Origin of the sequence: Bacteriovorax sp. DB6_IX (assembly GCF_000447775.1) — a bacterium.
Classification (GTDB): Bacteria; Bdellovibrionota; Bacteriovoracia; order Bacteriovoracales; family Bacteriovoracaceae; genus Halobacteriovorax_A.
Map to the genome: position 1 here is coordinate 1 of NZ_AUNJ01000363.1, position 25,932 is coordinate 25,932.

Here is a 25,932-nt window from a genome sequence, read left to right on the forward strand (position 1 = left end):
GGCCAGACTTGAACAGGACCTTGTCTTCATTCACTCTCCTCTCTACTTTGAAGCTTCAAAGAAAGAAGATGAAGTCTTCTTAAAGAAAGCTTCTGGAGGATCAACCCAAACAACAACATCTCAAGAAGAAAGTTATAATCAGACTTACTCTGATGAAGGGGCCAATCCCTTTGAAGGTCATGACCACTTTGATGGCCTCTCTGAATCAAATACGTCCAATCCCAAAGCTTGTTAATGAAGAAAAAGGGCTCTCTCGTCTTTATGTCTTCAGGAGGGAGAAGACTTCTAAGAGACTCTAAGCAGTCTAACCTTCAATGGATTCGCTACTCAGTAGTCACAAATCAAGCCCCACAAATTAAAGAAGCGCCCTACGCCCTAACCAGGACAGTTATTAAGGAAGACCTCTTTAAAGGACAACTTGATTGGGATAGTGCCAAAGAATATATAGTTATAGAAAATCTCACGGCCTTTGAATTCAATTTTTGGGATCCAAAAAGAGAAAAATACGTAGAATCACTTCGTGAAATGACAGCAGATAAGACCACACCTCGACTCATAAAGGTAAAACTATCTTATATGAACGACAACGGTGAAACCTATGATGTGATCAGAACCTATCGTCCACTTTGGCCAGTGGTCGATACAAAGAAAGCTCTTGAGGAAAAATATAAGCAGACATCTCAAGGTGGCCCTTCTGGTTCTCTTAAAGGTGGAACTCAATAATGAGAGTAGATAAATTAGTAAAGTATTTTTCTAAGAATGAAAGTGGTATGGCCATTATCATGGTAACCACTGCTGTTGCTATATTAACTTTAGTTCTAACTGAATTTACCTTTGAAACTAAATTGAATAAGATTCGCGTCGAAAATCAAGTTGACCGCTATCAAGCAAAACTCAATGCTGAAGCTGGTCTAAAATTTGCCCTTGCAAAGCTACGTATCTACAAAGAAGCCTGGAATACACTTGAAGACAATGATTCACTTAAAGAAACTGTTTCCCCAAGTGATGCAGAAAGTGTCGTGACTCAACCTTTTGTCTACCCTATTCCCCTTCCTCCTTCGGCCAATATTATTCAAAAAACGGCCCTTGAAGACTTTGAAAAAGAAAACCTCCTCAGAGGAGAGCTGGTTATCTCAATGTCACCAGTAACTGGTTTTTTAAATCCAAATTCTCTAAAAGTGATAAAGAAGGACAATACGAGTAATCAAGATCAAAATCAAGACCAAGACCAAGATGACGAAAATCAGTCAAATCTCAGTCCAGAAGCCTTTATGGAAAAGACTTTTACTGAAACTTTCCAAGAAATCTTCAAAGAAAAAATTGAAAATGATGAGGACTTCGCCATTAAGTACTCTAATATCAATATTGATCTACTAGTCAAAGAGCTCAAATACTATGTCAATAATCCTAAGGATTATGATGAGCCAGAGAAGGCCGATATTGAAAAAAATTTACTCACAAGCTGATAGAAAGCCTAAACATGCTGCACTTGATCAATCGATGAGCTCTATTCTCTTGAGGGCTGGGATGATACTATCGTCAATCTCATCAAAGATCGTTTAAGCGTTCATCAAGTTTCAGTCATTAATATAAACGAAATTACTCAAAACCAACTTAAAACTTTCTTTCCAGCATTAACTGATTTTCAGTTGGAGTCATTTTTCAAAAGACGCGATGGTGATACAGAAACAGAAACAGATCCTAAGCCTTTTAAAGATGAAGCTGAGTTTAAGAAATACCTTACTGAAGAGCTAGGTGCCGTTGAAGCATCAGATTACGATAAACGTGTTGCAGAATTTAAAAAATCTAGCATTACCCTAGGAGTGGCCGGAAAGTTATTCAAGGTTATTTCAAAAGGAACATTCGGAAGAAGCCATTATCAACTGACGGCCTTTATAGATCTCCCAGTAAAAACCTGAAATTAAGAAACCTGATACTTCCAAAGGCAATCAGAATAAGCCCCAAACAGAAAAAGATAATGAGGGTGAAGTCGATCCTGACCAAGACAATGACCAAGACAATGATCAAAACCAGAATCAAGATCAAAATCAAGACGGTGACAAGAAGAAATCAAAAACTTACCTGCTGTCTCCAAAGAATTGTTGAATTAAGAAATTTACTAGAGTTTAAAGAATCAGGAAATATATACCCTACAAAAAAATTCGCAAGGCCAAAGAACTTTGGTAAAATTTTAATATGAGCACATTAATCATAGACTGTGGTAGTTACAGCGTTAAATTTGTTGAAGGAAGGTTCCAAAAGAAGAACTTTCAAATTGATAATATCGATGAAGTTTTAATCGACGATGTTCGAGATGAAAATGATATTGATATTACCCTAGAAGAATATCAGCAAAAAATTATCAAACAATATCTTGAACAATCAAGCTTCAATGGAAAGATCATCTCTCAATTACCGAATGACTTTCTAACTACGAGATACCTTGATCTTCCAGTCAATAATAAGAAGAAGGCCGATATGATGATTCCTTTTCAACTTGATGAGGAACTACCATTTTCAACAACTTCGGCCCACTATATCAGTGATTACCATAAGAGCTCCACTGGTCAATTCTCTGCCATCGTTCAAATTGCAGAGGATGAAGTTTTTAAAACATATCATGAATACCTACGTGCAAATCAAACTCTTCCATCAGTTCTTACTTCTGAGCTTGGAGTTTATCAAAGCTATGTAGTGATCGAAAGTTTGGCGGACATATATGTATCCTCGACATCGGACACAAAACAACAAAGGCCTACTTTGCATATAACGACAAAATTGTTTCAAATCATTTCTCTTCCATTGCGGGACAGACTATAGATGAAGTCATCTCCCAAACATATGAGATTTCTTCTGGTGAAGCGAGAATCTACAAACATGAAAAAGCCTTCTTTTTAACTGAAGGACAACTAGAACAAGTCTCAAGTGATCAAAAAGACTTCGCAATACTCATGCGTAAGAGTTTTTCACCCCTGACTCAGCAGATTCAACGATGGCTTCTAGGATATCGAATTAAGACAGGTTTTAGTATTGAGAAAGTCTATATCACTGGTGGAACAGCTGGAATTAATAATATCGAAAACTTTCTTTCTGAAAAAATTGAAGCTCCTGTAGAACATTTAAAAATTAATTCCCTAGAGACTCAAAATTGACTCTGAAGAAGCACCAGGGAAAATACTCCCATACCTTATGGGTCAATCTCAAAAGTTCAAAACTCCTCCACTCAGTTTCCTGACAAAGTCTTATGCGTCAGGTCTAAGCAATGGAGTTAAAAATGGAAGACACTTCATTTGCTCTTTACAGAGAAGCAATTATTGCGGCCCTTATCGTTATCGGTCTTGCAGTAGAGAGTTTTGTATTTATAAATACAGAAATCAAAGACTATAACAAATCTCTAACAAAGCTACTAAAATCTAAAGAACTAGGTCTTTCAAAAAAACAACAGCGATCATTTAAGAGAAAACCAGAAAGACTCACAAGCACTCTTTCAAAAAAAGAAAGAATCATAAATTCAGATATCAAAACACTTGAAAATAGATCTGAATCAAATGCTATTAAACCTCTGGCCTGTCTTAGTAAACAGATTAAAAGAAATGATAAAGTCTCTCTTATAACTTTCAAAAGTGACTCTTACCAATCTGAAGCGGTCTTCTCAGGAGAAAGTGCAACAGATGTAAAGAGACTCAAAGATCTTTTGAAAACTATGGGATTAGAGGAATTAAAAATTAAAGACATTAATGACAAGAAGTTCGAAATAAGCTTCACAGGGTTTTAAGTTATATGAGTAATACGACAGATAAGAATCTCTTCGCAAAAGTTGATAAGGCCATCTTTGAGCAAATCAAGCAAATCAGAAACTCATCTCAATTTGAGAAAGTTTCTGAGACAATGAGATCATTTTCAGAAAAAGAACAACTTATCATTAACCAAACTCTAAGCTTAATGACTTTAGTCCTTCCTGTAATAGCAATTCTTGTTATGCTTGTTGTCAGATACAATCTTGGAAGCGATCTCGCCGTGAGAAAGGACTTAGAAGATAAAATTGTTTCGATTAAAGAGAACTCTGTTAAGCTCTCGAGTATCGAAAGGGCCGTTGTCCCAAGAAAAGTGATCTCCTCTAAAGCAGATCTTGTTAATCAAATCAACACAATCTCACTCAGCAAGAAAATTGATTCTAAAAATATTGACATCGATAACTTCAGCGACTCTTCTCAAGGTGGACAAATCAAAAAGATCGAGGCCACTGCTCAGTTTAAAAAGCTCACAAGCGTTAACTTTTCAGACTTCATTCTTGATCTTCAAAGAAACCTAAAAGCAACAATTAAGTCAATAGAAGTGACTAAAGATAAAGACAACCTTCTCGTTGGGAATATTAGCTTTATTATGTTTTCAAAGGCAAATTAATGAATACTCACACAAATAGCGAAAACTTAAATGAAAGTGTATATAAATCAAGTAAGACTTTAGTTTTTGGTTTAATACTTGCCGCAGTTTTCTCATTTGCTCTAGGTTTTGTCCTAAACTTTTCTGTCGAGGATAAACTGATTTCTCTTATTGAAACAAATGTTAAGTATAATAAGCAGTGTCCAACTCAATATAAGAGACTTGATATCGGATACTTTCTTCCAAAGATAAGAATGTTCGATGTTAGCGTAAGTTCAAGATGTATAAAAACACAGAGTAACTTGAAACTTAGCCGTATTGAATCGTCATTTTCTTTTCCAAGCTTCTCACCACTTGGACTAAGTCTTGAGTCAAAAATTGCAGACAAGTATTCTAAAATTGATATTACATCTGTTCATGCTGTTAGTGACCACCACTTTAAGATTCACTCTAATAAAATAAACTCAAAAACTTTTGCACCCTTCTTAAAAGACTTTAAATTGGCAGGTAATTTTAAAGTTGATGCAAATATTGCGACAAAGAAAAAGAACCTCGAAGATTTAGCTGTAAAAGTAGAATCAAAAGATTTTTCGATCCCTTCACAAATGATTCAAGGTTTTGACCTTCCAACCCTTAACTTAGGAAACTTCTTACTTAAGGCCAAGTCACTATCTAAGAAAAAAATTGAAATTGAAGAACTTGTTATTGGTAAGACCAACTCTCCTATTAGGGCCAAGATTTCAGGAACGATGGATTTAGATAAGTATAACATGATGCGCTCAAAAATTGACCTAATTGCTAATGTTAAGTTTTCTGCATCATTTATTGAGTCTTTTTCAATTCTCAACCTCTTCCTAGATCCTTCAAAAGCTGATAAACAGGGCTTCTATAGTATCCAGATCAACGGAACTCTATCAAATCCAGGAAAGCCTAAGATACTCGCGCCAAACCAATAAGAATTGACAATGCTCTATGCATAGAGCATTAATTTCTTATGGATATCAAGAAAACAATTGAAGAACTTTCGAATAACTTAAGGCGTCATATTTCACAAGAATTCTATGACGATTTTTTCAGCGAAACATATACATATTCACTCTTTCCTGCTGGAAAACTTTTTAGACCACTCTTAGTATGGTCCGTGGCCCAGGACTTCTCTAAGGCCCAAAATAAAGACTCTCAAAGCTTCACTGAAGACCATGCTCTTATGGCCTCACTTGTCGAGACACATCATACATATACTCTTATCCATGATGATATGCCATGCATGGATAATGACGATGTAAGAAGAGGACGTCCTTCAACTCATAAGCAATTTGGACAATGGCAAGCGCTTCTGTCTGGTGATGGACTTCTCAACGCCAGTTATTCAATGTTCAGTAAAATGAAATCTAAGAATATGCCATATGTCTTAAAATATTCGACTTGGGCACTTGGACCCAAAGGACTTATTCTTGGTCAAGCGCTAGATCTCTCAGGAACCATGACAGAGTCTTTTCAAGACCTTGTTCTAACTCACAAACTTAAAACTGCGAGACTTATTCAAACAGCACTACTGGGATCATATCTCTTAATTGATGAAGAAAATTTAAAATCACCGAGACATTACCAGTCCCTAAAGAAAATGCATAAACTAGGTGAACACATGGGTGTCGCTTTTCAACTTCTCGATGACCTATGTGAACTTGTTGATGAAGAATTAAGTGAACATGAAAATGAGGTAAACCCATGGCCTCGCTTTACTAAGCAATGTTATAACGAGCTTGAAAAGTCATTGAACTATATTGCAAAATACTTTGAAGAAAATGAAACAGTGAACCTGAAAAATATCTACGGTCTTTATCTGAAGAAAATCAAGACCCTGATGTCAGGGTCTGAATTAAATATTGAAAAACATATTGGAACTAAATTAAACCCAATTATAAGCACGCTGGACGGACTCAGTAGCTAAGATAATATCATTCAATAAGATCTTGGCCTCAGATAGTTTTTCCGTTTCAGTGCGCCTCAAAGATTCATTAACTATTTCCATGGAAGCAGCAAGTGTTTGCTCTTGTTGCTCAGTATTTTGACTTTCGTCTAATACTTCAAGATCAGAATCCGAATCAACAGCAACTAATTTATCAAACTCAAACTTAGCTTGTTCAATTGTCATTTTCTTATCAAACAGAAGATGCTTAATCTGCATAACAGCATCAAGATCTTTATGTTCGAAAAGTTTTTGTCCTGTTGAGGAAAGGATCGGACGAAGTTGTTCGAACTCACTTTCCCAAAATCTTAAAACATAAGGTTTTACACCAGTTAGTGTACAAACCTCATCTAGTTTAAATAATGATTTATTAGGTATTCTCATCTCATTTTGCATTATTAGTCTTCCATAGAATCGAGAGATTCATCAACATTGTTCAAGAAAGAACTTAATGCCTTAGGCGTTCCCTCTTTAGGAGCAAGTGATGTATCCTCTTTTCCTTTATCATCGATTCTGTGACCAAATCTTTGAGTCACGTCCTCTTTAAGAACTTGTGATGGTTTAAAAGTTAGAACTCTTCTTGCAGAGATTTCCATTGCTTCACCAGTCTGTGGATTTCTACCAACTCGAGTCGCTTTATCTCTGATTGAAAAGTTTCCAAATCCAGAAATTTTAACTTTTTCTCCACGAGCTAAAGTGTCTTTAATTACCTTAAATACTAGGTCTACAAGGTCTGCAGCTTCTTTCTTTGAGAAACCTGCTTCTTTATAAACTCTCTCTACAATGTCAGCTTTGGTTAAGCTCATTATTTTCCTCCATGAATCTAATAAGAACCTTTTTATATTAATAGGTTAGCAGGAAAGCTTAAGGTTTACAAAAAATATTTTATAGGAAAATTCTTTTTATACCTTAGCAATTTCCTCAATTTTATCTTTAATCTCATCAAAATCAAATGGCTTTACGAAGAAGCCCTTCGCCCCTTTCTCCATGGCCTTATCAATATAATCCTTTGAACCATAAGCGCTAATCATAAAGACAGGAATATGAGGGTGCTTCTCTTTCATAATATCGAGAAACTCAAAACCATTCATTTCTGGCATATTAATATCTGATAAAATCAAACCGACGCTATCGTCGTTTTCAAGTATATCTAAACATTTTGAAGCGACTTCAACATAAGAGATCTTCATTTCCTCAGAGGAAATTTCTGCATCAAAGAAAGCTTTAAATAACATTTCGATCGCTTGTTCATCATCAACTACGACAATGTGAAATTGTTTTGAAGACATCCTTCCTCCTAAACACTTACAGGCATTAAAATTGTAAACTCAGTAAAATCACCTTCTCTACTTTCAAGCTTGATTTCACCGTCATGCCCATTAGCTATTATATCATGACAAAGAGACATTCCTAAACCTGTCCCTTCACCACTAGGTTTAGTTGTAAAGAAAGGGTTAAAAATCTTATCTTGTACTTCTTTTGGAATCCCTATTCCATTATCACGAATTTTTAACTGTATGTTATTATGGCCATAAGCAAGTTTTATTGTCAATCGCGGAGAATAACCCTCACCCTCAGACTCCTTGCGTTTTTCCATAGCATAGAAAGCATTATTAAAAAGATTTAACAGAACTCGCTCAAAATCTTGTTTAACAACTGAAGTTAATGGAACAGAAGGATCAAATTGCTTATCAAGAATGACCTCCTTACCAAGATTGCCCTTATTCTTAAATCCGTGCATGGCCAGCTTAAGATAATCTTCAATAAGTATCTTTAAATTCACAACTTCTTTTTCACCCTTGCTTCCTCTTGCATGACTAAGCATATTCTTCACAATACTTGTGGCACGATGACCATTTTCATGAATCATATCAAGAGAGGAATTAATCATCTTAATATAGCGTTGATGCTCCTCGGGGAGATCAGGACTAATCTTGGCAAAAGTTCTTTTTGAAATCGTCGCACCATTAATAACAAAATTGAGAGGGTTATTGATCTCATGAGCAATTCCGGCAACCACCTCACCAAGAGAGGCCAGCTTTTCTTGCTGAATGAGAATCTTTTGCATTCTTTCATTATCTTTTAGCGTATCTCTTAGGGTTGAGTTCTTATCTCTAAGATCATCAGAAGTTTTCACCAATTCATCAGTTCTCTTTTTAACAATCTGCTCTAGGTTCTGGTTCAAACTCTGAATATCTGCATAATAATTTGCAAGAGAAGTATTCATATAGTTGAAGTCCTGCGCCAAAGTTTGAAACTCACTTGATGACTTAAGACTAATCTGAGCAGTAAAATCCTTTTCTCTGGCCAGGGCCTTTACTTTCCCAGAGAGAACATTTAGCGGCTCAATGACGATACGAGAAATAAGCCAATAGAATACTGGAACTAAGAGTATCGAAATAAAGCCAAGAAGATAGAAAACTTTCTTAACGATATTTGAAATATAAGAGTCAATAATAAGCTTACGTGTCCCAACATGGACTCTCCCGACAAATTGACCTTTTTGAATAATAGGCACAAGAGATTCATAGAACAGATCCGACTCATAATACTCATAGTCGATTTCAAACTGCACATCATCCCTTAGCTCATCTAGGAAATTTATTTTTCTGTCAACGATATGATTTATAGGATCAAACTTATAGAGAACGACCCCTGTATTCGAAGTTAAGTAGATATACTCAATCTCTTCGTTTTCAAGAGATATATTCTTTAGAATTTGAGGCATATCATTGAGATCATCAAAGACAAAGTACTTGAGCTGATTCTTAATTAGCGTTCGAACACTAATCCCAACGGCCTTCTTCTGCCCTAACAAAGAAGTCTTCATGTGCTCTTTGAAGTTACCAAGAACTTGATTCGCAATAAGTAGTGAAAAGCATAACACGATCATAAAGATCGAAAAGAAGAGTTTGGACTTTACACTTTTAAAAAAACTTAAGGACATGAGGATAATTATATAAATAAAAAAAAGGGTCAGTAAACCTGACCCTCGAAATAAAGTGCTATATTCTAGCTTTATTTTTACTTTTTCTTAGTTTTCTTCTTGGCCGCTTTAGCTGCTTTTTCGGCCTTCTTCTTACCAAGCTTATCCTGCTCTTTGGCAATTTTCTTGAGAAGCTTTTCTTTTTCCTTATCTTTCTTATTCATCCAATCAGTTAATTTCTTATCAACGTCTTGAAGTTCTTCAATAAGCTTCTTAGCAACAAGCTTAGGGCTCTTTGCAATTTTTGTATACTCAGCGAGCTTCTTCTTATCTTCTTTAACCATTAGTTGCCTCTTCGCAACTTCTTCTTTTGTCATACGATAAATTGGCATATCAGCAAGGTAATCAGAGTAGACATACTTCTTCTTGCCAAGGTATTCCACGAAAGTCTTTCTATTCTTTGACTTAGTCGCAACTTCGTATTCTTTATTCTTAATGAATTTTATAATTTCATTATTTTGAGTAATCTTATCTTCAAGATCACGACATCTGAGCTCGTACCTTCTCTTAACAATCTTCAATCTTTCATCAGTAAAGATCTCAATAATAGATTCTGCCTTTTGGAAGATTCTCACTCCACGCTCACTAATTAGCGTGTAGTTAGGCACCTGTGAAGAAGTGGCCATCATCTCTTTCTTCACCTCTGCCAAAGTTGGCTTCTCACCTTTTTTGAAGATAAGTTCAATCTTAATTTCATTATCAACTGAAGAGTCGACAAAATCTTTTAGGAATCCCGACTCCATATACTTTCCAAGATAGCGGTAAATCTTTTGTGCATCATAACCTCTTGGAAGCTCCGTTATAAAAATTTTCTCACCAATTTGTTCGAATGCCATATGAAAAATAAGTTTTCCTTTAGCATCAACTTCAATTGGCAGAGTATAGTCGTGAACATATGGCTTCACTTTTCTCGCCTTTCCATTTTCAATATGGAAGATCATCGACTTAATAATATCTTTGTGATGAAAACTTGGAATACTTGAAGAAAATCCCGTCCCAATCCCTTCGGCACCGTTGAGAAGCATAAGAGGAAGCTTTGGTAGAAGACCTACTGGCTCCATCGTTCTCTCATCATAGTTTGGAACCATTTCCACTTGATTCATATCATCAAAGAGAAGGATATCAGCAACTTTTCCTAGCTTACATTCAATATATCTTGAAGCGGCTGCTTGAGTCTCCATTCTTTCACCAAAATAACCCTTCTTATCAATAAGAGGATAATTATTAGAGAAAGTATAATCCTGGGCCATATTAACAATGGCCGTTTCTACTGATGCCGGCCCGTGCGGGTGAAGTGTTAGAACTAAACCAGTCGCAGAAGAAACCTTCATTAATCCTTTGGATTGATTCTTCCAAAGAGTATAGAGGATACGACGTTGACCAGGTTTTAAACCATCCTGAAGATAAGGAATGGCACGATCCATAAGAGTATAAATTTGATATGTTCTATATTCTTCTCTAACAATTTCTTCTAGAGGAACAGATTCTAATGAGTGTAAAAATCTTTCTTGTGTCATGATCTTCTATCCTATTCCTTAGTCAATGTAATTAATCATGTCTGCCAGTGAGCCAGTGGCCTTCTTTTTGGCAGAGGTCTTGGTTTTTTTGGCTGCTTTCTTACTTGTTTTTTTTACTGGGGCAGCTTTTTTCTTGGTAACTTTCTTCGCTGCTTTTTTAGCCGCTTTCTTCGCAGTTTTTGCCGTTTCTTCGCAGTTTTCTTGGCCTTTCTTGCAGTTTCTTGACTTTCTTAGCACTTTCTTCGCTGCCTTCTCTTCAGTAGTCTTACTTGAAGATGAACCAGATTTTTCCGCATCAGTCTTTCCAAGAGTCACCGATGTTTCTTCACCTTCATTTATATCCATCAGAAGTTCTTTTCTGAGGTTAGTGTCCTTACCAAAACAGATATTAAGCATCTCTTTTGCCAGTCCACCATCTTGAATTGAAATCTCAGTATACTTTTCTTTAGAAAGAACATACTTCCAAGCTTCAGGTGACATCTCACCAAGCCCCTTGTTTCTATGAATCTCTCTAATTTTTTCAGAGCTTTGCTTCTTAAAACTTTCAAGTTCTTTATCAGACTCAAAGTAGTGCGTCTTCTTATCTGTAATAACCTCAAAAAGAGGAGCTTTTGCAATTTGGATACACCCCATTTTGAAAAGTTCCGGCCAGAACTGATAGAAGAAGTTCGTTAAAAGTGTATTGATATGCCCACCGTCGACATCAGAGTCGGCAAGGAAAACAACTTTTGAATAACGCATTTTATCTGGCTCGGCCTCTTGACCTAAAGTCAGACCGATTGAGGCCATAATATCCGAGAATTCTTGATTATTAAGAATATCTTTAATTCCCGCCTGGGCCACATTCATTGGCTTACCACGTAGGGCAATTCCCCCTTGGTAGAGCTTATTTCTTGCTGATCTTAGCCCACCAATTGCTGAGTCCCCCTCACAAATAAAGAGAGAACACAGATGTCTTTTCTTTCTTTCGTTGGCATCAAGAAGTTTTTCAACCCTTTGTCTCTTTTGCTTACGAGCTTTCTTAACCGCATCTTTTAAGTCTTGATACTTGTGTCTTGATTTCGCTCTATCAATAACAACTTCAAGATAGTCCTTATTCTTTCTTAAGAACTTATCGATATTCTTAGTCATGAACTCATCAAGAGCTTTCTCTAGGAAGAGATCCCTCACAAGCTTTCTCTTAGTTTGTGACTCAAATCTTGGATTTGGCATTGTAATACCGAGAACAAATGTAAGACCTTGCAAAATATCATTATCTACAAGCTTAACTCTTTCTTTCTTGGCAGTTCTCTCAAGCTTATCTTTAATCCCATTGATAAAACTACGTCTGACTCTGTCGTGGTGAAACCCACCATCGTAAGTAGGAGTTGAATTAACAAATGAAATGAATTTTTCACGTTCTTCGCTGGCCTTATGAATAGAGAAAGAAAGGGACATATCAATGAGTCCTTTTACTTTCTTCTTCTTAGTATTCTCTGTTTCATAAACATAAGAATAATCACCAAAATGTTGAGCATGGGCCTCATCAATTCGATAGGCCAGTTCATAGAGACCTTTTTGATAGTGATATTTCTCACCATTAAAGTAGAAAGCAAGACCTGGATTATTGTAAGCAAGGTCAATGATTCTCTTTCTTAGTAGATCTTCATCAATAATAGGATCTTTATAAACTTCTTTGGCAAGTGTAACTGAAACACTAACACCAGAAGGCCCTGTGAATTTCTTTTTCTTAGACTTTTTAACTTTCAGAGCACCATCAATGAAATTATAGGTCTGCTCTTGCTTTGAATTATAGTGACGTACAGTTACGCTGAACTCATCAGAAGTTAAACAAGTCGCCGCAGCTCCAAGTCCATTCTGTCCGAGGGTTCTATGGAGAAATCCCTTCTTATCAGTTTCCTCATCTTTAAACTTCGACCCAGTTCTAAATTCTGAGTAAACTTGAGGAATTTTATCTAGCGGAAATCCGATTCCATTATCTGTAATTGTGACAGTTTTCCCATCTGGTGAAAGCTTAGTATGAACCTCTGTAACGTGTCCTCGGTAGAACTCGTCAATACAGTTATCAAGAATTTCTTCAACCGCCTTGCTCTTGGCCTGGTGAAATTTTACCGTCTTAAAATTAACGGCGTGTTCTTCGTAAATATAAGTATCGAGTTCCTCAATATCATTACTTCCGAAAACGAGTGTAATACGGTTACGGCAGTGCCATCTTTGATCTTTACTCTCGATGACAGCGTCCTGCGCCTTCCCTTTTCTTTTGACTGACTCAATGCGTCCCATGCTTTGATTTCCTTGTCTTTATGTCGATATTTTAGTCTTTAAAATGTCTTTCTATTGTCTAAACACAGCTGTGCTTTATACTAAGAATAAGGGAAGAATTTTGCAATTGGAAAGAAACAATGCGTTATCATGCGAGAATTACACAAGTTTTATTACTCCTTATTTTTGGCCAAAAGACCTTTGCACAGGCCTTTGTAGGGATTCCTAAAAAGATTGAAAAAATTGTGAAATCGGGAAAGATCTATCGCAACGCGAAAGTCACTTCAAAAGCCGATAACCAAACTCTCGATTATCAAATCTACGGCCTTCATCCAGACAAATGCAGCTATGCACTAAAAAAACTTTCACGCTATGAACGCTTCCATGAGTATATGGATTTAATCAAACTTTCTGGCTATGACGAAAAAAAACAGCTTATCTACCTCTATCTTGATTCAAAACTAATGCCCTTTCCCATGGTACTCAATTTTAAGATCGAGCGAATCACTAAACCTGGGCATTATAAGTTTTCATTTGATAAGGGGTTTTTAAAGGGCCTAAAGGGAAATATTCATGTCAAAGAGTATGGCCAGCGTTGTTTCTTCCACGCCGACTCTTATTGGAGTGGCAAGAAATCCAGTATCCCCGATACTGTCTTTGAAATATTTAGTGAAACGCTCGGGGAACTGGCCATGACGAAACTCTTTAGAGTCTCGAAACAACTATGATTTCTGCCAAATTGTACTCGTCACTCCAGCTGCTAAAACCGTTTTGACAATCATCCCTGGAATGAACGGAAAAAGTCCCAATTGGAAAGTCTTATCAACACCCACGTAAAAACTTAACCACGTCAGGCCACAGGCAAAAACGAGTGTATGACCAATGGCAAAGCTCACAAGAGCATGCCAAAGATTTCGATCTTTCTTATGTTGTGCAAAAATCCCCATAACCGCTGCGGCAATAACAAACCCTATTAAATAGCCACCTGTTGGACCAAGTATCTTGGCCAGGCCAAAACTACCGGCAGAAAACACAGGCATCCCGACTGCTCCGACAACGAGATATGACAGCGTTGTCATAGTCGCCCTTCTTGCACCGTAAAGACTTCCTATAATCAAAACTCCCAATGTTTGCCCAGTAATCGGTACCGGACTAAAAGGTAATTCAATCGCAACTTGCGCCATCAAGGCCAAGAAGACAACTCCAGCGACAATGAGCAAGAGATTGGTCAAATGACCCTTTTTAAGAGAGCTCTTAAACTTCACATCCATAAAATTATTAGTTCCAGTATAAATTGAGCAATCCATTCTATCCTCCCATTTTGACTTGCTTGCTGGACATAACAATAGTAGAACCAAAATGTGATATCTACTGTTAAATAGATAGTTTCAGCCCAAACAGTTTAGGACTAAACAATTATGAAAGTAGCCAATTATTTTAACAAGAGCCCGGTATTTAGCATTATTGAACTAGCAAAGAATGCGCAAAACTCACTCAATCTTGAACTTAAAGAAATCAACCTCTCCTACTATCAAGCCTTAATCTTAGTGAGCCTACATGTAGAGCAAAGAAATAATATTATTATCAAAGAATTAGTTGAGACCTTCCCACTTACCAAAGGCGCCATCAGTCAGAATATTTCGACACTTGAAGAACAAGGACTCTTAAAGAGAATCACTTCAAACGACCGTAGAAGTACGATCCTAAAGATCACGGCCTCAGGTCAAAAGCTAGCACAGAAAATTATGGGAATTTTTGAAAGAAAAGAGCGCTCTTTTGAAAAAATTCTTTCAGATAGTACGATGCAAGAGCTTGAAGAACTCAAGCTCTCTCTAAACTAAAATTTATAATCCCCCATATTGAGAATTTTTAGAAGCTTCATGCACTCTCTTTCGAAAATTGAATGCTCATTACTTGGCCTATAAACCTCATCAATGTGGTAGGACTCGATCTCCATTTTCTCAACCTCTGCCCTTATTCCTTCTATATCAAGTTTATCAAGAATCACCATTTCTAGTTTTCGAAACGCTTCTTTTTCTTCAGAATCAAACTCTCCATCCAGATGCCCTAAGACTCTCACTTGGTGCAAAAGGAATGCCTTATCCGCCTTATTTGTCACAAGAGGAATAATCTCTTCAAAAGAAACACTCTTTTCAAGATCATTGAAAATAATTTGCCTCTGCTCATCACTTAAATCTAACCCACGAATCCTCTCTTCGAACCACTTAAGCTCCTTCTCGTGAACTTTCTTATCAATTAGTAAAATGGCCACACAACCACGCCACATATGGAACTTGCTTTCAGTTAGTTTATTTGACATAGATCCTCCCATATTTCTTATCGGCACAATTATCAATATTTTAAATTTAGTGGCCACTATGACGCATTAGAGCTATGCATCTTCGACTCTCCGTGATAAATAAGGGTTTCGGGGAGTAATTTTGGAAGTAAAAAGAATCAGTGCGGTAGACACATACCCACTCAGACATAAAATGCTAAGGCAAGGGCGACCTATCGAGACTTGTCATTTTAAAGACGATGAAAACGAACAAACATTTCACTTAGGTGCCTTTATTGAAGGAAAGCTAGTATCTGTCGCGTCGTTCTACTACCACCGCAATGAAAACTTTGAAAATGAAAACCAGTACCAATTAAGAGGTATGGCCACTCTTGAATCATTTCAAAGAAAAGGCCTGAGCCGAGAGCTACTTAAAGTGGCCTTTCCAATTATTAAGCAAAACTTCTGTGATCTTCTTTGGTGTAACGCAAGAGTTGGTGCGCAACCATTCTATGAAAATGTTGGATTTCAATCACTGGGTGATGTCTATGAAATCGAAGACGTTGGTCCACATATTCTAATGTTTAAAGAAATCAAATAAACTGCTATACAGAAATGGGGCTGAGCTAAGAGCTTAAAGCTTAAAAAAACAGTATCTTACTTACTTTTGTTTTGAGCAGTTGAAAGAATTGAAGCATTTCTTAAATGATATCATCAAGATGACTAAGGCCCATCCCCATTTAAGGGTACCAGTTTCTTTCAGTTAATACTGTAACGACAGAATTTCTCCATACTCGTCTTTTGTGAGACCTCATACTGCTTGCGAAAGCAAGTAAGCTGATCCTTAAATTTTCGAATTGGCAGACAGTAACGCTCTTGACTCCCAACCTCTTTAGAATTTTCAAGCATCTCCAAACAAAGCTTTTGTCCGGCCCTATTCACACAAATAAAATGCTTTGTCCGGCAATCATAAACCAGATACTCGCCTCTATTAAACTCTTGCGTTAGAGCAACTTCTTCAACAAATTTCTTGTAGTAAGAAACATCGAAAATCTGCTTTTCCACCTCTTGATTAGCAAGACTTGAAAAAGCGCTAAGAATTATTGAAATGAGGACGATAAGTCGCTTTAAGGTCATGAATTCACTCAGTTTTAAGTTGAGACTGCATATACATATTGCAATATATATTATATTGTAATACGAATTGATCAAATATTGTTAATCACCCCCATGAAGAGGAAAAAAATGACATTGGAACACAATCTTATTTTGAAGCATATCACTGACTTACTTGTCGCATCGATTGAAAAATCATTTCCAGAAGCACAAGTGTCGAGGTCGGATATCTACGGGGGAATCACTGAGACACCAAATCTTAAGATGGGACACTTTGCTTTTGCTTGTTTTCCTCTGGCCAAGGCCCTCAAACAGGCCCCTGTCCAAATTGCAAATGCACTTAAAGAGAATATGGATCAAAGTGAGGCCGTGACTGAAGTTCTTCTTCAAGGGCCTTATATTAACTTTAAGCTTTCGGCCAAAGGTTTTGGAGATTACTTACTGGCAGAGGTTATTTCGGGTCAATTTTTTGAAAAAGAATTAACTCAAGAAAAGCCACGTACTATGATTGAGTATTCTCAACCTAATACACATAAAGAAATGCACGTAGGGCATATGAGAAATCTATGTCTTGGAAATGCACTTGTTAATATCAAGAAGTACTGTAAACAAGACGTCATCCCTGTCACATATCCTGGAGACAGTGGGACACACGTGGCCAAGTGCCTTTGGTATCTCAAGTTTCACAACAAAGAAGAAATCCCAACACAGGGAAAAGGTGAATGGCTTGGACGTATTTACTCGACGGCCAACCTAAAGCTAGAAGATGAGCTAGGAACAGATAAAGAAGATGAAAACCGTGCTCAACTTACAGAAATTCTTCGCCAACTTCACGCCGAAGAAGGAGAATTCTTCGATCTTTGGCAAGAGACGAGAAAGTGGTCACTTGAGTTAATGGAAAAAACTTATGACTGGGCCGGTGTAAAATTTGATCGTTGGTTCTTTGAATCAGAGATGGATCAACCATCAATCGATATTTGTAAGAAATACTATGACGATGGTGTCTTCGTAAAAGATGATGGTGCAATCGGAATGGATCTCAAAGACGATAAACTTGGATTCTGTATTCTAATAAAATCTGATGGAACAGGATTATATGCCACAAAAGACGTCGCCCTTGCGATTAAGAAGTTTGAAGAATTTGGTGTTCAAAACAATATCTACATTGTTGACTCACGCCAGGCCTTCCACTTCAAACAGGTCTTTAAGGTTCTTGAAAAAATTGGTTTCGAACAGGCCAAGGACTGTTACCACCTTCCTTATGAAATGGTTGAACTAACAAGTGGTGCAATGAGTTCACGAAAAGGAAATATTGTCGCTCTTTCTGAACTTGTAAATAATATGGAATCTATGATTGTTGAAAAATACCTTGAAAAATATCGTGGCGACTGGAGTGACGAAGAAATTCAAAGTACAGCTCATAAGATAGCCAATGGTGCCATCAAATACGGTATGGTGAGAATGGATAATAATCGTAAGATTGTATTTGATATGAATGAGTGGCTTAAACTCGATGGTGAAACAGGCCCATATCTCCAATATGTCTACGCTCGTATCAACTCTCTCCTAGAGAAACAAGGTTACAATGATAAAACAGCAGTAAACTACTCTGTCCTCGATAGTGATGCAGAATTGGCCCTTATGCTAAAGATGAGTTTCTTCAACGATGTGGCCCTCAAGGCCCATGAACAGAATAAGACAAATCTCATCACAACTTACCTCTATGAACTTGGTAAGCAATTCAATAGCTTCTATGCAGAATGCCCTATTGGAAAAGCTGAAGAAGAGGTCAAAGCGGCACGTCTGGCCCTTTCTAAATCATGTGCAGAGATTATCAACACTGGTCTCTCACTACTTGGTATTCAAGCACCTAATAGAATGTAATAAAATTCAATATCTCGGTCTTAGACTTCTAAGTTAAGACCGGGCCTTTTCTTATAAAAATTACACGTATTTAAGTTCCAATCTGATCGCCCGCTGAATATTTTTCACACTCACTTACCAAGGCCATTACAAAGCATTAGTATGCCCGAGCTATGAAAAAGACAATATTATTTATTATATTTACGGCGCTCATGTCGCTAAACGTACTTGCTGCAAAAACAAATAAAACTGCACAAGTTCTCTTCGTTGAAGAGTACACAAAAGAGGCCATTGCCCACGTTCTTCCACTATGGATGTCGGAAAACGGAATCTCTGTGCAAGAGAAGACTGTAGAAGATATTTATCAACAGATTCTAGAGCTAGATATTGAATTTATCGACTCTCAAACACCAAGATTTCACAATGTATCTTATCAAAATGGGAAGATCAGTATTGTCACAAATCTTAACTATGCGCCATCATATATTAATGAATATTTTATTCTTAGACTCTTAGATAAGGTATCAATTGATATCATTCTTGAGAGGGCGAACTAAAGACTCTAGACCATTGAGTTTAATTTCATAGAGCCAGCCCATGAGTTCGCCGAGCTCCCCCTTAGGCAACCCCTTATTATAAAACCAAACGACATAGTGCTCAGGAAGATCAATGAGAGCTCTTCCACTATACTTACCAAATGGCATTTTATAATTAGCGATTTTAACCAGAATTTCTTTTTCTAAACCAGAGCTTTGCACAACTACGACTTCTCGAAAACAAGAACCCTATTATTTGCAGGCATCTCAATATCTTCTTTTAAGAAGAATCCATTTTTTGCCATATTATTTGTGACATCTTCGAATGAGCGAATCCCCATATGGCTTCCCTTCTCCTTTAACCACTTATCAAACTCTTCATTACTTGGGCTTGTGTATTTTCCAAGATAGTTAAAAGGACCATAGAAGAATACCAGAGCATCGGTCTTCATTGTCTTACCTAAAACTTTAAAGAGAGTCTTACATGATTTCCAACCCATAATGTGAAGAGTATTTGCTGAAAATACGGCCTGATACTTTGAGAGATCAATCTGGCCCTTACCTGCTTCAAATTCAACTGGACCATGAATATTCTTCTTAGACTCAGAAATCCAACTTCTAATCCCTGCATGATTTTCAGCAAGATCAGAAGTCGTCCACTCCACATTGTCCAACTGCTCACTAAAGAAGCATGCATGCTGACCAGTTCCACTTCCCACTTCGAAGATACGGTATGGTTCTTTATTTATATCAATATACTTGCGAAATACTTCAAGTATAGGCTCTTTATTTCTTTCACACGATGGTGCATTCGGCTTTTCCATAAAGGCATTATAATATATATTAACAGGGTGAAGAAAGCCCAAAAGACCATAAATATAAGAATAAGTGCTAAAGATATTCTCTATGAAGATGACAACTATATCGCACTCAATAAAAAAAAGGGCTGGCCAGTTCACCAAACATTGGACCCTAACCGTCCCAACCTTTTCAGTGCGCTAAAAAGCTTCCTTAAACAAAGAGAAAAACTAGAGAAAGAACCTTATCTTGCTCTTCATCACAGACTTGATGTTCACACATCAGGAATTGTTCTCTTTGCCAAAACAAAGAAGGCCAATCCCGTATTAGCTGAAGTCTTTAAAGACAGGAAGGCAATCAAAAAATATCGTGCAATATGCCTTAATAAGCCACCTCAAAGCTCCTCCCAAATTGAGCACTTTCTCAAGAAAGAGAGAGTCAAGAGAGTTGAAAAGATGGTGCCGGTAAAATCGGGCGGGGCCAAGACTATAACAAAGTACCAACTAATCGAAGAAAAATCTGAATTAAGTATTGTTGAATTCGAATTAGTGACGGGTAGAATGCATCAAATAAGAGTTCAATCATCACTACAAGGCTTTCCTTGTCTGGGGGATGACCTCTATGGTGATGAGAAAATGAATAAGAAATATGGCATTCAAGGACAGATTCTTCATGCTTATTACTTCTCATTCTTTGATCCTATTTTGGAAAAAGAGATCAAAATAGAATCACCCTTTCCCTACTCAATAGAAGGGCTACAAGGTGAAAGTCAATCAACTCACGACAAGAGCACAAAGAAAGAATATATTCTCTTTAATAAACCCTACAATGTCCTATGTCAGTTCACAAAGCAAACCGCTGAAGAAAGAGCGCTTTGTGACTTTGAATTACCAAAGAATATCTATCCAGCGGGAAGACTAGATAAAGATAGTGAAGGACTACTTCTACTTACAAATGATGGAGAACTCTCAAATAAGCTTGCTTCTCCAAAGTTTCATAAAGAAAAGACATACTGGATTCAAGTTGAAAATATTCCAAGTGAAGAATCATTAAAAGAATTGAGACAGGGAGTGACAATTAAAGGCGGTCATAGAACAAGGCCGGCCAAAGTTCGTATTCTTCCAGAGGAAATGACGGAGAATATTACTGATCGTGTTCCTCCAATTCGAGAAAGAAAGTCTATTCCAACTTGTTGGCTAGAGATCAAAATCACAGAGGGCAAGAACCGACAAGTGCGAAGAATGAGTGCTAAAATTGGTCATCCTACTCTTAGACTCATTCGTGTGGCCATTGGTAAGGTATCGATGCCAACGGATCTTGAACCTGGCCAGTTTTTAAGACTTTCAAAAGACCAGATCAATTTTTAAAAATTCTTAGTCATTATTCAGAGTTCTTTCACATCTCTAAGCTAAAATAAGATATGAAGTTTATTAATTCATTGATCATTATTATCATTGGACTCATGCAGTTTTCGATAAATGCAAAACTGATTATTAAATGTGACCACTTAAATGGTAAATGGGGACCAATCGCTGTGAATTGTCACAAGGTCGAAGATTCAATGTCTAAACCCTACCACCAAAATCCCCATCATAGTAGTTTGATAAGACCAATCTATTTCACTCCTGATGAGTTACTCTACAAGAATCTTAGTTATGGAAATTTTCCAATACAAGAGGATAAGAAGTCATCAAAGATACTCGAAGGAGATTTCGAAAAACTTAGATCTCCGGCCTCGAAATAATCTTTCTATCTAAGAATCCGTAGACAGCTCCTGCAACCATTCCCAAAACAAGTCCTCCTCCATGTGCCCAATTGGCCACCCCAAAAGAAAAGACATTAAATAAACACAGAACAAACCAACCAATCATTAAAAGAATATCAGTCTTAGGTAGTCCATATTCAGCTTTTGGGTTCACCACTTTATAAATCCATAGATAACCAAGTAGTGCGTAGACGACTCCAGATAGTCCTCCAAAATTCGCCCCAGTCATTACGGCCTGTAAAGTATTTGGAATAGCAGCACTTAAGAGCAAGAAAGCCAATAGAAAAATAGGTCCCTTTGTATTTTCTAAAATATTTGCTAAATCCTTCCACCACAATAAATTGAAAAGGACATGTAAAAAACCAAAATGAATAAAGGCCGGAGTAATAACTCTCCAATACTGACCATTACGGATGAACTCGAAAGTCAACTCCCTCTGTCTAGGACCAAACATCAACAACTCATATATATCAGTCATCTTAAGGAGCCATCCTAGTCCAAAAACCAAAATACAAATGGCAAGAATAGAAAAGGTGACATTACCTAGAGGAAGTCTCTTTATTGCGGCCCACTCTTCAGGCATCTCCCTTTCAGGAGGTTGCCCCAATTGAACACGAAAGTAATCAATAGCAAAGGGAAGATCTTCCTCCCTTTCGACAAAGAGATGATTCATTTGCTTCTCATCTGTGACAACTCCGCCTTAAGTCGCCCTCTTTTGATTGAAGATCATTAGCAATTTTGTCGGCCATTTTACTTTATCAGCAACGTGAGGCATATATAATTTTTCTATCATTATTATCCAATACTTATCTCCAAATTCGGTTATATTGTATTATAATACTATACCTATTCTTAACGGATAATCTATTATTCCGATAAGCCTAAGCAGGAAGCAGGAGGTTAAAAATGAATTCTAAAGTATTAGAAAGAGTCGCAGAAATTATGGACTCAAAAAATGTTGAAAGTGATTGGAAAATGCTTACCTGGCTACAAAAAGAACAAGCCCCATGGTTGAGCGACAGTGAAGTAGAAGACTGTGTCATCTATTCACTTGTTAAGTGCTACGATGACTATGAGCTAAGCTGGCTCTGGTATGAATCAAATGCCGAGCACTATTCGGACTCACTTGCGGCGTAAAGGCCACAACAAAAGAAAACTCAGGGAATTGGCCTGTTGAGGAGTAATATCATCAAGGCCAATTTCAAGGTTTTCCACCTTAAAAAAATCTTTATAAGTTCCAAAGATCCTATCCCAAAGTACAATATTAAAACCAAAATTTGAGTTTGTTTCACTCTTTCTTTTACTATGATGGACTTGATGAACATTTGGAGTCACAATCACTAACGACAAGACTCGATCCAAAGAGTTAGGGAGTTTGATATTTGAATGATTGAATAAGGCAAAGCTAGTTAAAAGAAATTCAAAGATTAAAAAGTCTGCTTGTGAAATACCTATGACTAGAATCAATACAAATTTGAATAGTAGTGAAGCAACTATCTCAAAGGGATGAAACCTTAGACCAGAAGATGTATCAAGAAAATCGTCGCAATGATGAACTCGATGAAAGCGCCAAAAAAATGGGACATGATGAGAAATGAGATGCTGAAACCATATCAAGAAGTCAAAAAGAATAATTGTAAAAAGACTCGCTCCTACCCCACCAATTCCTAAAACCGAAATCAACGAATACTTAAATTGAAAGAGATCTATTGAATAGTAGAGCAGCGTAAAGTTGACGATTTTAACTAAGATTGTTCCCAAAAAAATAATCGCAATATTAATCATACCATGCTGAAAAGTAGGACGATTAAATTGTCTCTTTCTCAGCGGAAAGAAAACTTCTAAGCAGTAAAGAAAGACAATTAAAAGACTTAATAGAAAAACTTTATTCACATTTATCTCAATTCATTTAAACACTTAAAACCTTTCTAAAGTGAGGTCCTTTTTGAAGAGTCTTATATTTCATTACAAATTTATCCGCAGACCAATTTGGATCAGAGATGATGTAATCTGCAAGTAAATGAGAAACGATAAAAATTGAAGATAGAGGTGTAATCCTCTTATGATCGATACCATTTGGAAAACCACGTCCATTAGGGAGTTCATGGTGTTGCTCAATGATTGTATGAACATCTTGAGGTATCTCTCTCTTATTCTCGATCAGGGTTTTACTCGCTAAGCTATGTAACTCAACAAGCTTCTTTTCTTCGGTCGATAAATCCGTCGCGTCCTCGATTTCTTTCTTACTATTTATTTTGGCCAGCTTTGTATTATCTCCCAAAGAGATATCATGAAGATATGAGGCCAAGATAAATTTCTCAAGAGTTTGCTCACTCCCCCAGTCCATCTGTTTAGAAATACCAGTCGTAATATTTATGAGAAGACCAATATGATTCATCATATAAGGATCATCTCTATTGACTGTAATCTTCTTAAAGAGTTCTTTAAGCTTCGTATTTTGCTGAATTTTCTTCTTGAGAATAGAGTCAACTCTCTTTCCAAGGTTCTCAATTTTAAAAGGTGCATTTACCTCAGGGTCAAAGATATCCAATGAGATTTCTTCTTCTTGAAATTTAATCTGGATTTTCTTATCTGGTGCCTTACTCTGCGTTTTTTCTTCAACTAAAGGCCGCTCGGCACTCACAGTAGGTTTATCCGAAGTCAAATTTAAATCAGCTGCTTTTCTTCTTTTAGTCTTTCCTAAAGCAATTAATAACTTTGCTTGAAGATCACCTGGCTTAAATGGCTTTGCTAATATCCCTGCGAACTTATCTTTGAACTTTTTTTCAAACTGCTCATTGATAAGCCCACTCATGACAATAATTGGTGTTCCATCATTATCACAAGGCTTCCAATCTTTGATATATTTGATAATCTCAGCGCCGTTTCCATCAGACAAATCGATATCGACAAGGATTGCATCAAACATTCTTTCCATCAGCTTATCTTTAGCCTCTTCAATAGAAGAAGCCTTAACAACTGATTCGAAGTCATCTTCTACACATTGCTCAACTAAATCTAAGAACATTGACTCATCATCTACGACAAGTAAACTTTTTCCACTCATGACCACATTTTACAACGTTATTAAACTTTCAACAACTTGTGAGTTCATTCTAAAAAAACTTAAGAGTTCAACAAAAACAGCTAATTGTTGAACATATTCTTAAGAACACTATAATCTTTGAGAAAATAAAGATTCTTTCATAAGTCCATCTGACCAAAGGAGTATACTAATTCTCAGAGGTATTCCTTATGAAGAAGCATATTCTTGTTGTGGATGATTGTGAGGATGTCAGGTTCCTACTAGCACTGAAACTGAATAATATGGGACTTGAAGTTTCAGAGGCATCTGATGGACAAGATGCGATCGAGATCCTAGAAGAGGATGAAGTTGATATACTTCTCATGGATGTCATTATGCCAAAGATTTCTGGCCAAGACCTTATTCGCTATGTTCAAAGAAATAAGAAGTTAAAGAGGCCAATTATAATCTGTATCACTGCTCACTACGATGAACAAACAAAGAATGATTTAATAGAGTTAGGAGCAGATAGCGTCATTACAAAACCAATTAAAGGAGACATTCTCAATAGTAAGATTAAAGAATATCTTCACAAGATTGCGTAGAAATGAGATGAGAGAGAACCATGCTAAGGCTAAAGAGGTCATCGACCAAGCTCATATTTTTAGCAATTGCTTTGAGTATCGCAATTGGCCTGATTGGACTTATACTATGGATAGATAATGACTTTCAAATAATGGGTATCAATTCCCTGGCCGCGACAATCGTACGGTCAACGCCTTCTTCATGGCACTGATCACGGCGATGGCCTTAATTATCACCCTAACCTCTAACCTCTATAGCCCAAGACTTGCAAGAGTATTTGTATCTCACCCCTTGACGATTCTTGGAGTGAGCTATGCTCTATTAACGAATTTCTTTATTATTATTTCTCATCTCATTAATGTTCAGCACCCTTGGTTTCAGATAACGTCATTTATTTCTTTTTCTTTAACGATTATAGCTATGATTGGTGTTATTCCCTTTCTCTATAGTATTAGTCGCTTTGTAAAACCTTCTTACTTTATCCCTTTAATCGGAATCTATGCATTAGAGAGCTTAGAAGAACTTCATAAGAATAAGACAAATAGGACCACGAAACTTAAGAGTACTCAGAACTTTTTCTCTTTGGTAGATGTCATTAACAATATGGCCTCAACTTCCTTGCAAAGAAAGGATCGCGTCGTTCTCTCAATCGTCATCGTGGAACTATTTAAGCTTTTAAGAAGCCTTATTGAATATCGTGCTAACTTAGAAATGGATCAAACTTGGAGACGAAGAAATCAATTCTTTAGTCAAGGAATGTCAGAAGAAGGGAAATTTTATTTAAAGAAAGATAAAATTTGGCCAGAGGCCTATATCCTATCAAAGATCTTAGAAACAACTCATATGATC

Annotated in this window: 34 protein-coding genes; 20 read left to right on the plus strand and 14 right to left on the minus strand. The window is 36.9% G+C overall.

The window, feature by feature from the left end; translation table 11 throughout:
• The 10 genes from M901_RS11160 to M901_RS16590 form a co-directional block, all read left to right on the plus strand.
• The coding region (locus tag M901_RS11160) for a hypothetical protein (RefSeq protein ID WP_021278303.1) at positions 1 to 235 on the plus strand (235 nt) is incomplete at its 5' end.
• A complete protein-coding gene (locus tag M901_RS11165; protein ID WP_021278330.1) occupies positions 235 to 723 on the plus strand; it encodes a type II secretion system protein J in 489 nt (162 codons plus the stop codon). The genes M901_RS11160 and M901_RS11165, both read left to right, overlap by 1 nt.
• Positions 723 to 1,466 (plus strand): hypothetical protein, encoded by a 744-nt coding sequence (locus tag M901_RS11170; RefSeq protein WP_021278305.1) that lies wholly within the window; start codon positions 723 to 725, stop codon positions 1,464 to 1,466. The genes M901_RS11165 and M901_RS11170 overlap by 1 nt, the downstream gene beginning before the upstream one ends.
• A 183-nt stretch (positions 1,467 to 1,649) precedes the next feature.
• Complete coding sequence (locus M901_RS11175; RefSeq protein WP_021278317.1) at positions 1,650 to 1,919, plus strand: hypothetical protein; 270 nt, start codon at positions 1,650 to 1,652, stop codon at positions 1,917 to 1,919.
• 277 nt (positions 1,920 to 2,196) lie between these two features.
• Positions 2,197 to 2,820: a hypothetical protein gene (locus M901_RS18045; protein ID WP_021278313.1), complete on the plus strand. Its 624-nt coding sequence runs from the start codon at positions 2,197 to 2,199 to the stop codon at positions 2,818 to 2,820.
• Positions 2,733 to 3,152 (plus strand): hypothetical protein, encoded by a 420-nt coding sequence (locus M901_RS17555; protein WP_232422530.1) that lies wholly within the window; start codon positions 2,733 to 2,735, stop codon positions 3,150 to 3,152. Before M901_RS18045 ends, M901_RS17555 begins: the two co-directional genes overlap by 88 nt.
• 122 nt (positions 3,153 to 3,274) lie before the next feature.
• Positions 3,275 to 3,775 (plus strand): hypothetical protein, encoded by a 501-nt coding sequence (locus tag M901_RS11195; RefSeq protein ID WP_021278312.1) that lies wholly within the window; start codon positions 3,275 to 3,277, stop codon positions 3,773 to 3,775.
• A gap of 5 nt (positions 3,776 to 3,780) precedes the next feature.
• Complete coding sequence (locus M901_RS11200; RefSeq protein WP_021278325.1) at positions 3,781 to 4,404, plus strand: hypothetical protein; 624 nt, start codon at positions 3,781 to 3,783, stop codon at positions 4,402 to 4,404.
• Complete coding sequence (gene gspN, locus M901_RS11205) at positions 4,404 to 5,339, plus strand: type II secretion system protein GspN (protein WP_021278321.1); 936 nt, start codon at positions 4,404 to 4,406, stop codon at positions 5,337 to 5,339. Before M901_RS11200 ends, gspN begins: the two co-directional genes overlap by 1 nt.
• A gap of 38 nt (positions 5,340 to 5,377) precedes the next feature.
• Entirely contained in the window at positions 5,378 to 6,334 is a 957-nt protein-coding gene (locus M901_RS16590) for a polyprenyl synthetase family protein (protein WP_021278304.1), read from the plus strand.
• Here M901_RS16590 and M901_RS16595 read toward each other — a convergent pair.
• The 6 genes from M901_RS16595 to M901_RS11240 all read right to left on the minus strand — a co-directional run bounded on the left by M901_RS16595 (position 6,293) and on the right by M901_RS11240 (position 13,138).
• The gene (locus M901_RS16595) at positions 6,293 to 6,748 is read right to left on the minus strand and encodes a MerR family transcriptional regulator (RefSeq protein WP_021278334.1); all 456 of its coding nucleotides are present in this window, start codon (positions 6,746 to 6,748) and stop codon (positions 6,293 to 6,295) included. The two genes, M901_RS16590 and M901_RS16595, sit on opposite strands and share 42 nt — an antisense overlap.
• Before the next feature lie 2 nt (positions 6,749 to 6,750).
• Positions 6,751 to 7,158: an integration host factor subunit alpha gene (locus M901_RS18050; RefSeq protein ID WP_021278319.1), complete on the minus strand. Its 408-nt coding sequence runs from the start codon at positions 7,156 to 7,158 to the stop codon at positions 6,751 to 6,753.
• Positions 7,159 to 7,254: 96 nt separating this feature from the next.
• On the minus strand, positions 7,255 to 7,641 hold the full coding sequence (locus M901_RS11225) for a response regulator (protein ID WP_021278310.1): 387 nt from the start codon (positions 7,639 to 7,641) through the stop codon (positions 7,255 to 7,257).
• Between the two features lie 8 nt (positions 7,642 to 7,649).
• Positions 7,650 to 9,299: an ATP-binding protein gene (locus M901_RS16600; RefSeq protein WP_021278326.1), complete on the minus strand. Its 1,650-nt coding sequence runs from the start codon at positions 9,297 to 9,299 to the stop codon at positions 7,650 to 7,652.
• A gap of 77 nt (positions 9,300 to 9,376) precedes the next feature.
• Entirely contained in the window at positions 9,377 to 10,855 is a 1,479-nt protein-coding gene (locus M901_RS11235) for a DNA gyrase subunit A (protein ID WP_021278315.1), read from the minus strand.
• Positions 10,856 to 10,873: 18 nt separating this feature from the next.
• A complete protein-coding gene (locus M901_RS11240; RefSeq protein WP_021278335.1) occupies positions 10,874 to 13,138 on the minus strand; it encodes a toprim domain-containing protein in 2,265 nt (754 codons plus the stop codon).
• 119 nt (positions 13,139 to 13,257) lie between these two features.
• On the opposite strand from M901_RS11240, the gene M901_RS11245 reads away from it, so the two are divergent.
• Complete coding sequence (locus M901_RS11245; protein WP_021278322.1) at positions 13,258 to 13,845, plus strand: hypothetical protein; 588 nt, start codon at positions 13,258 to 13,260, stop codon at positions 13,843 to 13,845.
• Here M901_RS11245 and M901_RS11250 read toward each other — a convergent pair.
• Entirely contained in the window at positions 13,840 to 14,424 is a 585-nt protein-coding gene (locus tag M901_RS11250; RefSeq protein WP_021278333.1) for a biotin transporter BioY, read from the minus strand. The two genes, M901_RS11245 and M901_RS11250, sit on opposite strands and share 6 nt — an antisense overlap.
• Positions 14,425 to 14,535: 111 nt before the next feature.
• Here M901_RS11250 and M901_RS11255 point away from each other — a divergent pair, with 111 nt between their 5' ends.
• Positions 14,536 to 14,958 (plus strand): MarR family winged helix-turn-helix transcriptional regulator, encoded by a 423-nt coding sequence (locus M901_RS11255; protein ID WP_021278311.1) that lies wholly within the window; start codon positions 14,536 to 14,538, stop codon positions 14,956 to 14,958.
• Here the strand turns inward: M901_RS11255 and M901_RS11260 are convergent.
• Positions 14,955 to 15,437 carry a TerB family tellurite resistance protein gene (locus tag M901_RS11260; RefSeq protein ID WP_021278328.1) on the minus strand — a complete coding sequence of 161 codons (483 nt, stop codon included), beginning with the start codon at positions 15,435 to 15,437 and terminating at the stop codon, positions 14,955 to 14,957. The genes M901_RS11255 and M901_RS11260 overlap by 4 nt on opposite strands.
• Positions 15,438 to 15,558: 121 nt before the next feature.
• Here M901_RS11260 and M901_RS11265 point away from each other — a divergent pair, with 121 nt between their 5' ends.
• Positions 15,559 to 15,996 (plus strand): GNAT family N-acetyltransferase, encoded by a 438-nt coding sequence (locus tag M901_RS11265; RefSeq protein ID WP_021278332.1) that lies wholly within the window; start codon positions 15,559 to 15,561, stop codon positions 15,994 to 15,996.
• Positions 15,997 to 16,154: 158 nt separating this feature from the next.
• Here the strand turns inward: M901_RS11265 and M901_RS11270 are convergent, their stop codons facing one another.
• On the minus strand, positions 16,155 to 16,532 hold the full coding sequence (locus tag M901_RS11270) for a hypothetical protein (protein ID WP_021278323.1): 378 nt from the start codon (positions 16,530 to 16,532) through the stop codon (positions 16,155 to 16,157).
• 108 nt (positions 16,533 to 16,640) lie between these two features.
• Here M901_RS11270 and argS point away from each other — a divergent pair, with 108 nt between their 5' ends.
• A complete protein-coding gene (argS, locus tag M901_RS11275) occupies positions 16,641 to 18,395 on the plus strand; it encodes an arginine--tRNA ligase (protein ID WP_021278329.1) in 1,755 nt (584 codons plus the stop codon).
• 152 nt (positions 18,396 to 18,547) lie between these two features.
• A complete protein-coding gene (locus M901_RS11280) occupies positions 18,548 to 18,931 on the plus strand; it encodes a hypothetical protein (RefSeq protein ID WP_021278306.1) in 384 nt (127 codons plus the stop codon).
• Here M901_RS11280 and M901_RS11285 read toward each other — a convergent pair.
• Together M901_RS11285 and M901_RS11290 are read right to left on the minus strand one after the other, a co-directional pair.
• Complete coding sequence (locus M901_RS11285) at positions 18,899 to 19,078, minus strand: DUF3820 family protein (protein ID WP_053335868.1); 180 nt, start codon at positions 19,076 to 19,078, stop codon at positions 18,899 to 18,901. The two genes, M901_RS11280 and M901_RS11285, sit on opposite strands and share 33 nt — an antisense overlap.
• Before the next feature lie 56 nt (positions 19,079 to 19,134).
• Positions 19,135 to 19,734: a DUF938 domain-containing protein gene (locus M901_RS11290; protein WP_021278331.1), complete on the minus strand. Its 600-nt coding sequence runs from the start codon at positions 19,732 to 19,734 to the stop codon at positions 19,135 to 19,137.
• Positions 19,735 to 19,761: 27 nt separating this feature from the next.
• Between M901_RS11290 and M901_RS17095 the strand changes: the two genes are divergently transcribed.
• Entirely contained in the window at positions 19,762 to 21,075 is a 1,314-nt protein-coding gene (locus tag M901_RS17095) for a pseudouridine synthase (RefSeq protein ID WP_021278316.1), read from the plus strand.
• A 53-nt stretch (positions 21,076 to 21,128) separates the two neighbouring features.
• Positions 21,129 to 21,452 (plus strand): hypothetical protein, encoded by a 324-nt coding sequence (locus tag M901_RS11300; protein ID WP_034721860.1) that lies wholly within the window; start codon positions 21,129 to 21,131, stop codon positions 21,450 to 21,452.
• On the opposite strand, the gene M901_RS16605 is transcribed toward M901_RS11300, so the two are convergent.
• Positions 21,430 to 22,146, minus strand: coding sequence for a rhomboid family intramembrane serine protease (locus M901_RS16605; RefSeq protein WP_021278308.1), 717 nt, complete (start codon positions 22,144 to 22,146; stop codon positions 21,430 to 21,432). The genes M901_RS11300 and M901_RS16605 overlap by 23 nt on opposite strands.
• Positions 22,147 to 22,379: 233 nt before the next feature.
• Here M901_RS16605 and M901_RS11310 point away from each other — a divergent pair, with 233 nt between their 5' ends.
• Positions 22,380 to 22,610, plus strand: a complete 231-nt coding sequence (locus tag M901_RS11310; RefSeq protein ID WP_021278324.1) for a hypothetical protein — start codon at positions 22,380 to 22,382, stop codon at positions 22,608 to 22,610.
• Here M901_RS11310 and M901_RS11315 read toward each other — a convergent pair.
• The gene (locus M901_RS11315) at positions 22,596 to 23,366 is read right to left on the minus strand and encodes a sterol desaturase family protein (protein WP_021278320.1); all 771 of its coding nucleotides are present in this window, start codon (positions 23,364 to 23,366) and stop codon (positions 22,596 to 22,598) included. The two genes, M901_RS11310 and M901_RS11315, sit on opposite strands and share 15 nt — an antisense overlap.
• 16 nt (positions 23,367 to 23,382) lie before the next feature.
• The gene (locus M901_RS11320; RefSeq protein ID WP_034721864.1) at positions 23,383 to 24,540 is read right to left on the minus strand and encodes a response regulator; all 1,158 of its coding nucleotides are present in this window, start codon (positions 24,538 to 24,540) and stop codon (positions 23,383 to 23,385) included.
• A 188-nt stretch (positions 24,541 to 24,728) separates the two neighbouring features.
• Here M901_RS11320 and M901_RS11325 point away from each other — a divergent pair, with 188 nt between their 5' ends.
• Together M901_RS11325 and M901_RS11330 are read left to right on the plus strand one after the other, a co-directional pair.
• The gene (locus M901_RS11325) at positions 24,729 to 25,103 is read left to right on the plus strand and encodes a response regulator (RefSeq protein ID WP_021278314.1); all 375 of its coding nucleotides are present in this window, start codon (positions 24,729 to 24,731) and stop codon (positions 25,101 to 25,103) included.
• Positions 25,104 to 25,284: 181 nt separating this feature from the next.
• A partial coding sequence (locus M901_RS11330; RefSeq protein ID WP_021278318.1) for a hypothetical protein occupies positions 25,285 to 25,932 on the plus strand: 648 nt, incomplete at its 3' end.

Coding starts and splice junctions, on each gene's coding strand:
- M901_RS11165 (WP_021278330.1), top strand. CDS start 235: ATGAAGAAAAAGGGCTCTCTCGTCTTTATGTCTTCAGGAGGGAGAAGA.
- M901_RS11170 (WP_021278305.1), top strand. CDS start 723: ATGAGAGTAGATAAATTAGTAAAGTATTTTTCTAAGAATGAAAGTGGT.
- M901_RS18045 (WP_021278313.1), top strand. CDS start 2,197: ATGAGCACATTAATCATAGACTGTGGTAGTTACAGCGTTAAATTTGTT.
- M901_RS11195 (WP_021278312.1), top strand. CDS start 3,275: ATGGAAGACACTTCATTTGCTCTTTACAGAGAAGCAATTATTGCGGCC.
- M901_RS11200 (WP_021278325.1), top strand. CDS start 3,781: ATGAGTAATACGACAGATAAGAATCTCTTCGCAAAAGTTGATAAGGCC.
- gspN (WP_021278321.1), top strand. CDS start 4,404: ATGAATACTCACACAAATAGCGAAAACTTAAATGAAAGTGTATATAAA.
- M901_RS16590 (WP_021278304.1), top strand. CDS start 5,378: ATGGATATCAAGAAAACAATTGAAGAACTTTCGAATAACTTAAGGCGT.
- M901_RS16595 (WP_021278334.1), bottom strand. CDS start 6,748: ATGCAAAATGAGATGAGAATACCTAATAAATCATTATTTAAACTAGAT.
- M901_RS18050 (WP_021278319.1), bottom strand. CDS start 7,158: ATGAGCTTAACCAAAGCTGACATTGTAGAGAGAGTTTATAAAGAAGCA.
- M901_RS11225 (WP_021278310.1), bottom strand. CDS start 7,641: ATGTCTTCAAAACAATTTCACATTGTCGTAGTTGATGATGAACAAGCG.
- M901_RS16600 (WP_021278326.1), bottom strand. CDS start 9,299: ATGTCCTTAAGTTTTTTTAAAAGTGTAAAGTCCAAACTCTTCTTTTCG.
- M901_RS11235 (WP_021278315.1), bottom strand. CDS start 10,855: ATGACACAAGAAAGATTTTTACACTCATTAGAATCTGTTCCTCTAGAA.
- M901_RS11240 (WP_021278335.1), bottom strand. CDS start 13,138: ATGGGACGCATTGAGTCAGTCAAAAGAAAAGGGAAGGCGCAGGACGCT.
- M901_RS11245 (WP_021278322.1), top strand. CDS start 13,258: ATGCGTTATCATGCGAGAATTACACAAGTTTTATTACTCCTTATTTTT.
- M901_RS11250 (WP_021278333.1), bottom strand. CDS start 14,424: ATGGATTGCTCAATTTATACTGGAACTAATAATTTTATGGATGTGAAG.
- M901_RS11255 (WP_021278311.1), top strand. CDS start 14,536: ATGAAAGTAGCCAATTATTTTAACAAGAGCCCGGTATTTAGCATTATT.
- M901_RS11260 (WP_021278328.1), bottom strand. CDS start 15,437: ATGTCAAATAAACTAACTGAAAGCAAGTTCCATATGTGGCGTGGTTGT.
- M901_RS11270 (WP_021278323.1), bottom strand. CDS start 16,532: ATGACCTTAAAGCGACTTATCGTCCTCATTTCAATAATTCTTAGCGCT.
- argS (WP_021278329.1), top strand. CDS start 16,641: ATGACATTGGAACACAATCTTATTTTGAAGCATATCACTGACTTACTT.
- M901_RS11280 (WP_021278306.1), top strand. CDS start 18,548: ATGAAAAAGACAATATTATTTATTATATTTACGGCGCTCATGTCGCTA.
- M901_RS11285 (WP_053335868.1), bottom strand. CDS start 19,078: ATGCCATTTGGTAAGTATAGTGGAAGAGCTCTCATTGATCTTCCTGAG.
- M901_RS11290 (WP_021278331.1), bottom strand. CDS start 19,734: ATGGAAAAGCCGAATGCACCATCGTGTGAAAGAAATAAAGAGCCTATA.
- M901_RS11300 (WP_034721860.1), top strand. CDS start 21,129: ATGAAGTTTATTAATTCATTGATCATTATTATCATTGGACTCATGCAG.
- M901_RS16605 (WP_021278308.1), bottom strand. CDS start 22,146: ATGAATCATCTCTTTGTCGAAAGGGAGGAAGATCTTCCCTTTGCTATT.
- M901_RS11310 (WP_021278324.1), top strand. CDS start 22,380: ATGAATTCTAAAGTATTAGAAAGAGTCGCAGAAATTATGGACTCAAAA.
- M901_RS11320 (WP_034721864.1), bottom strand. CDS start 24,540: ATGAGTGGAAAAAGTTTACTTGTCGTAGATGATGAGTCAATGTTCTTA.
- M901_RS11325 (WP_021278314.1), top strand. CDS start 24,729: ATGAAGAAGCATATTCTTGTTGTGGATGATTGTGAGGATGTCAGGTTC.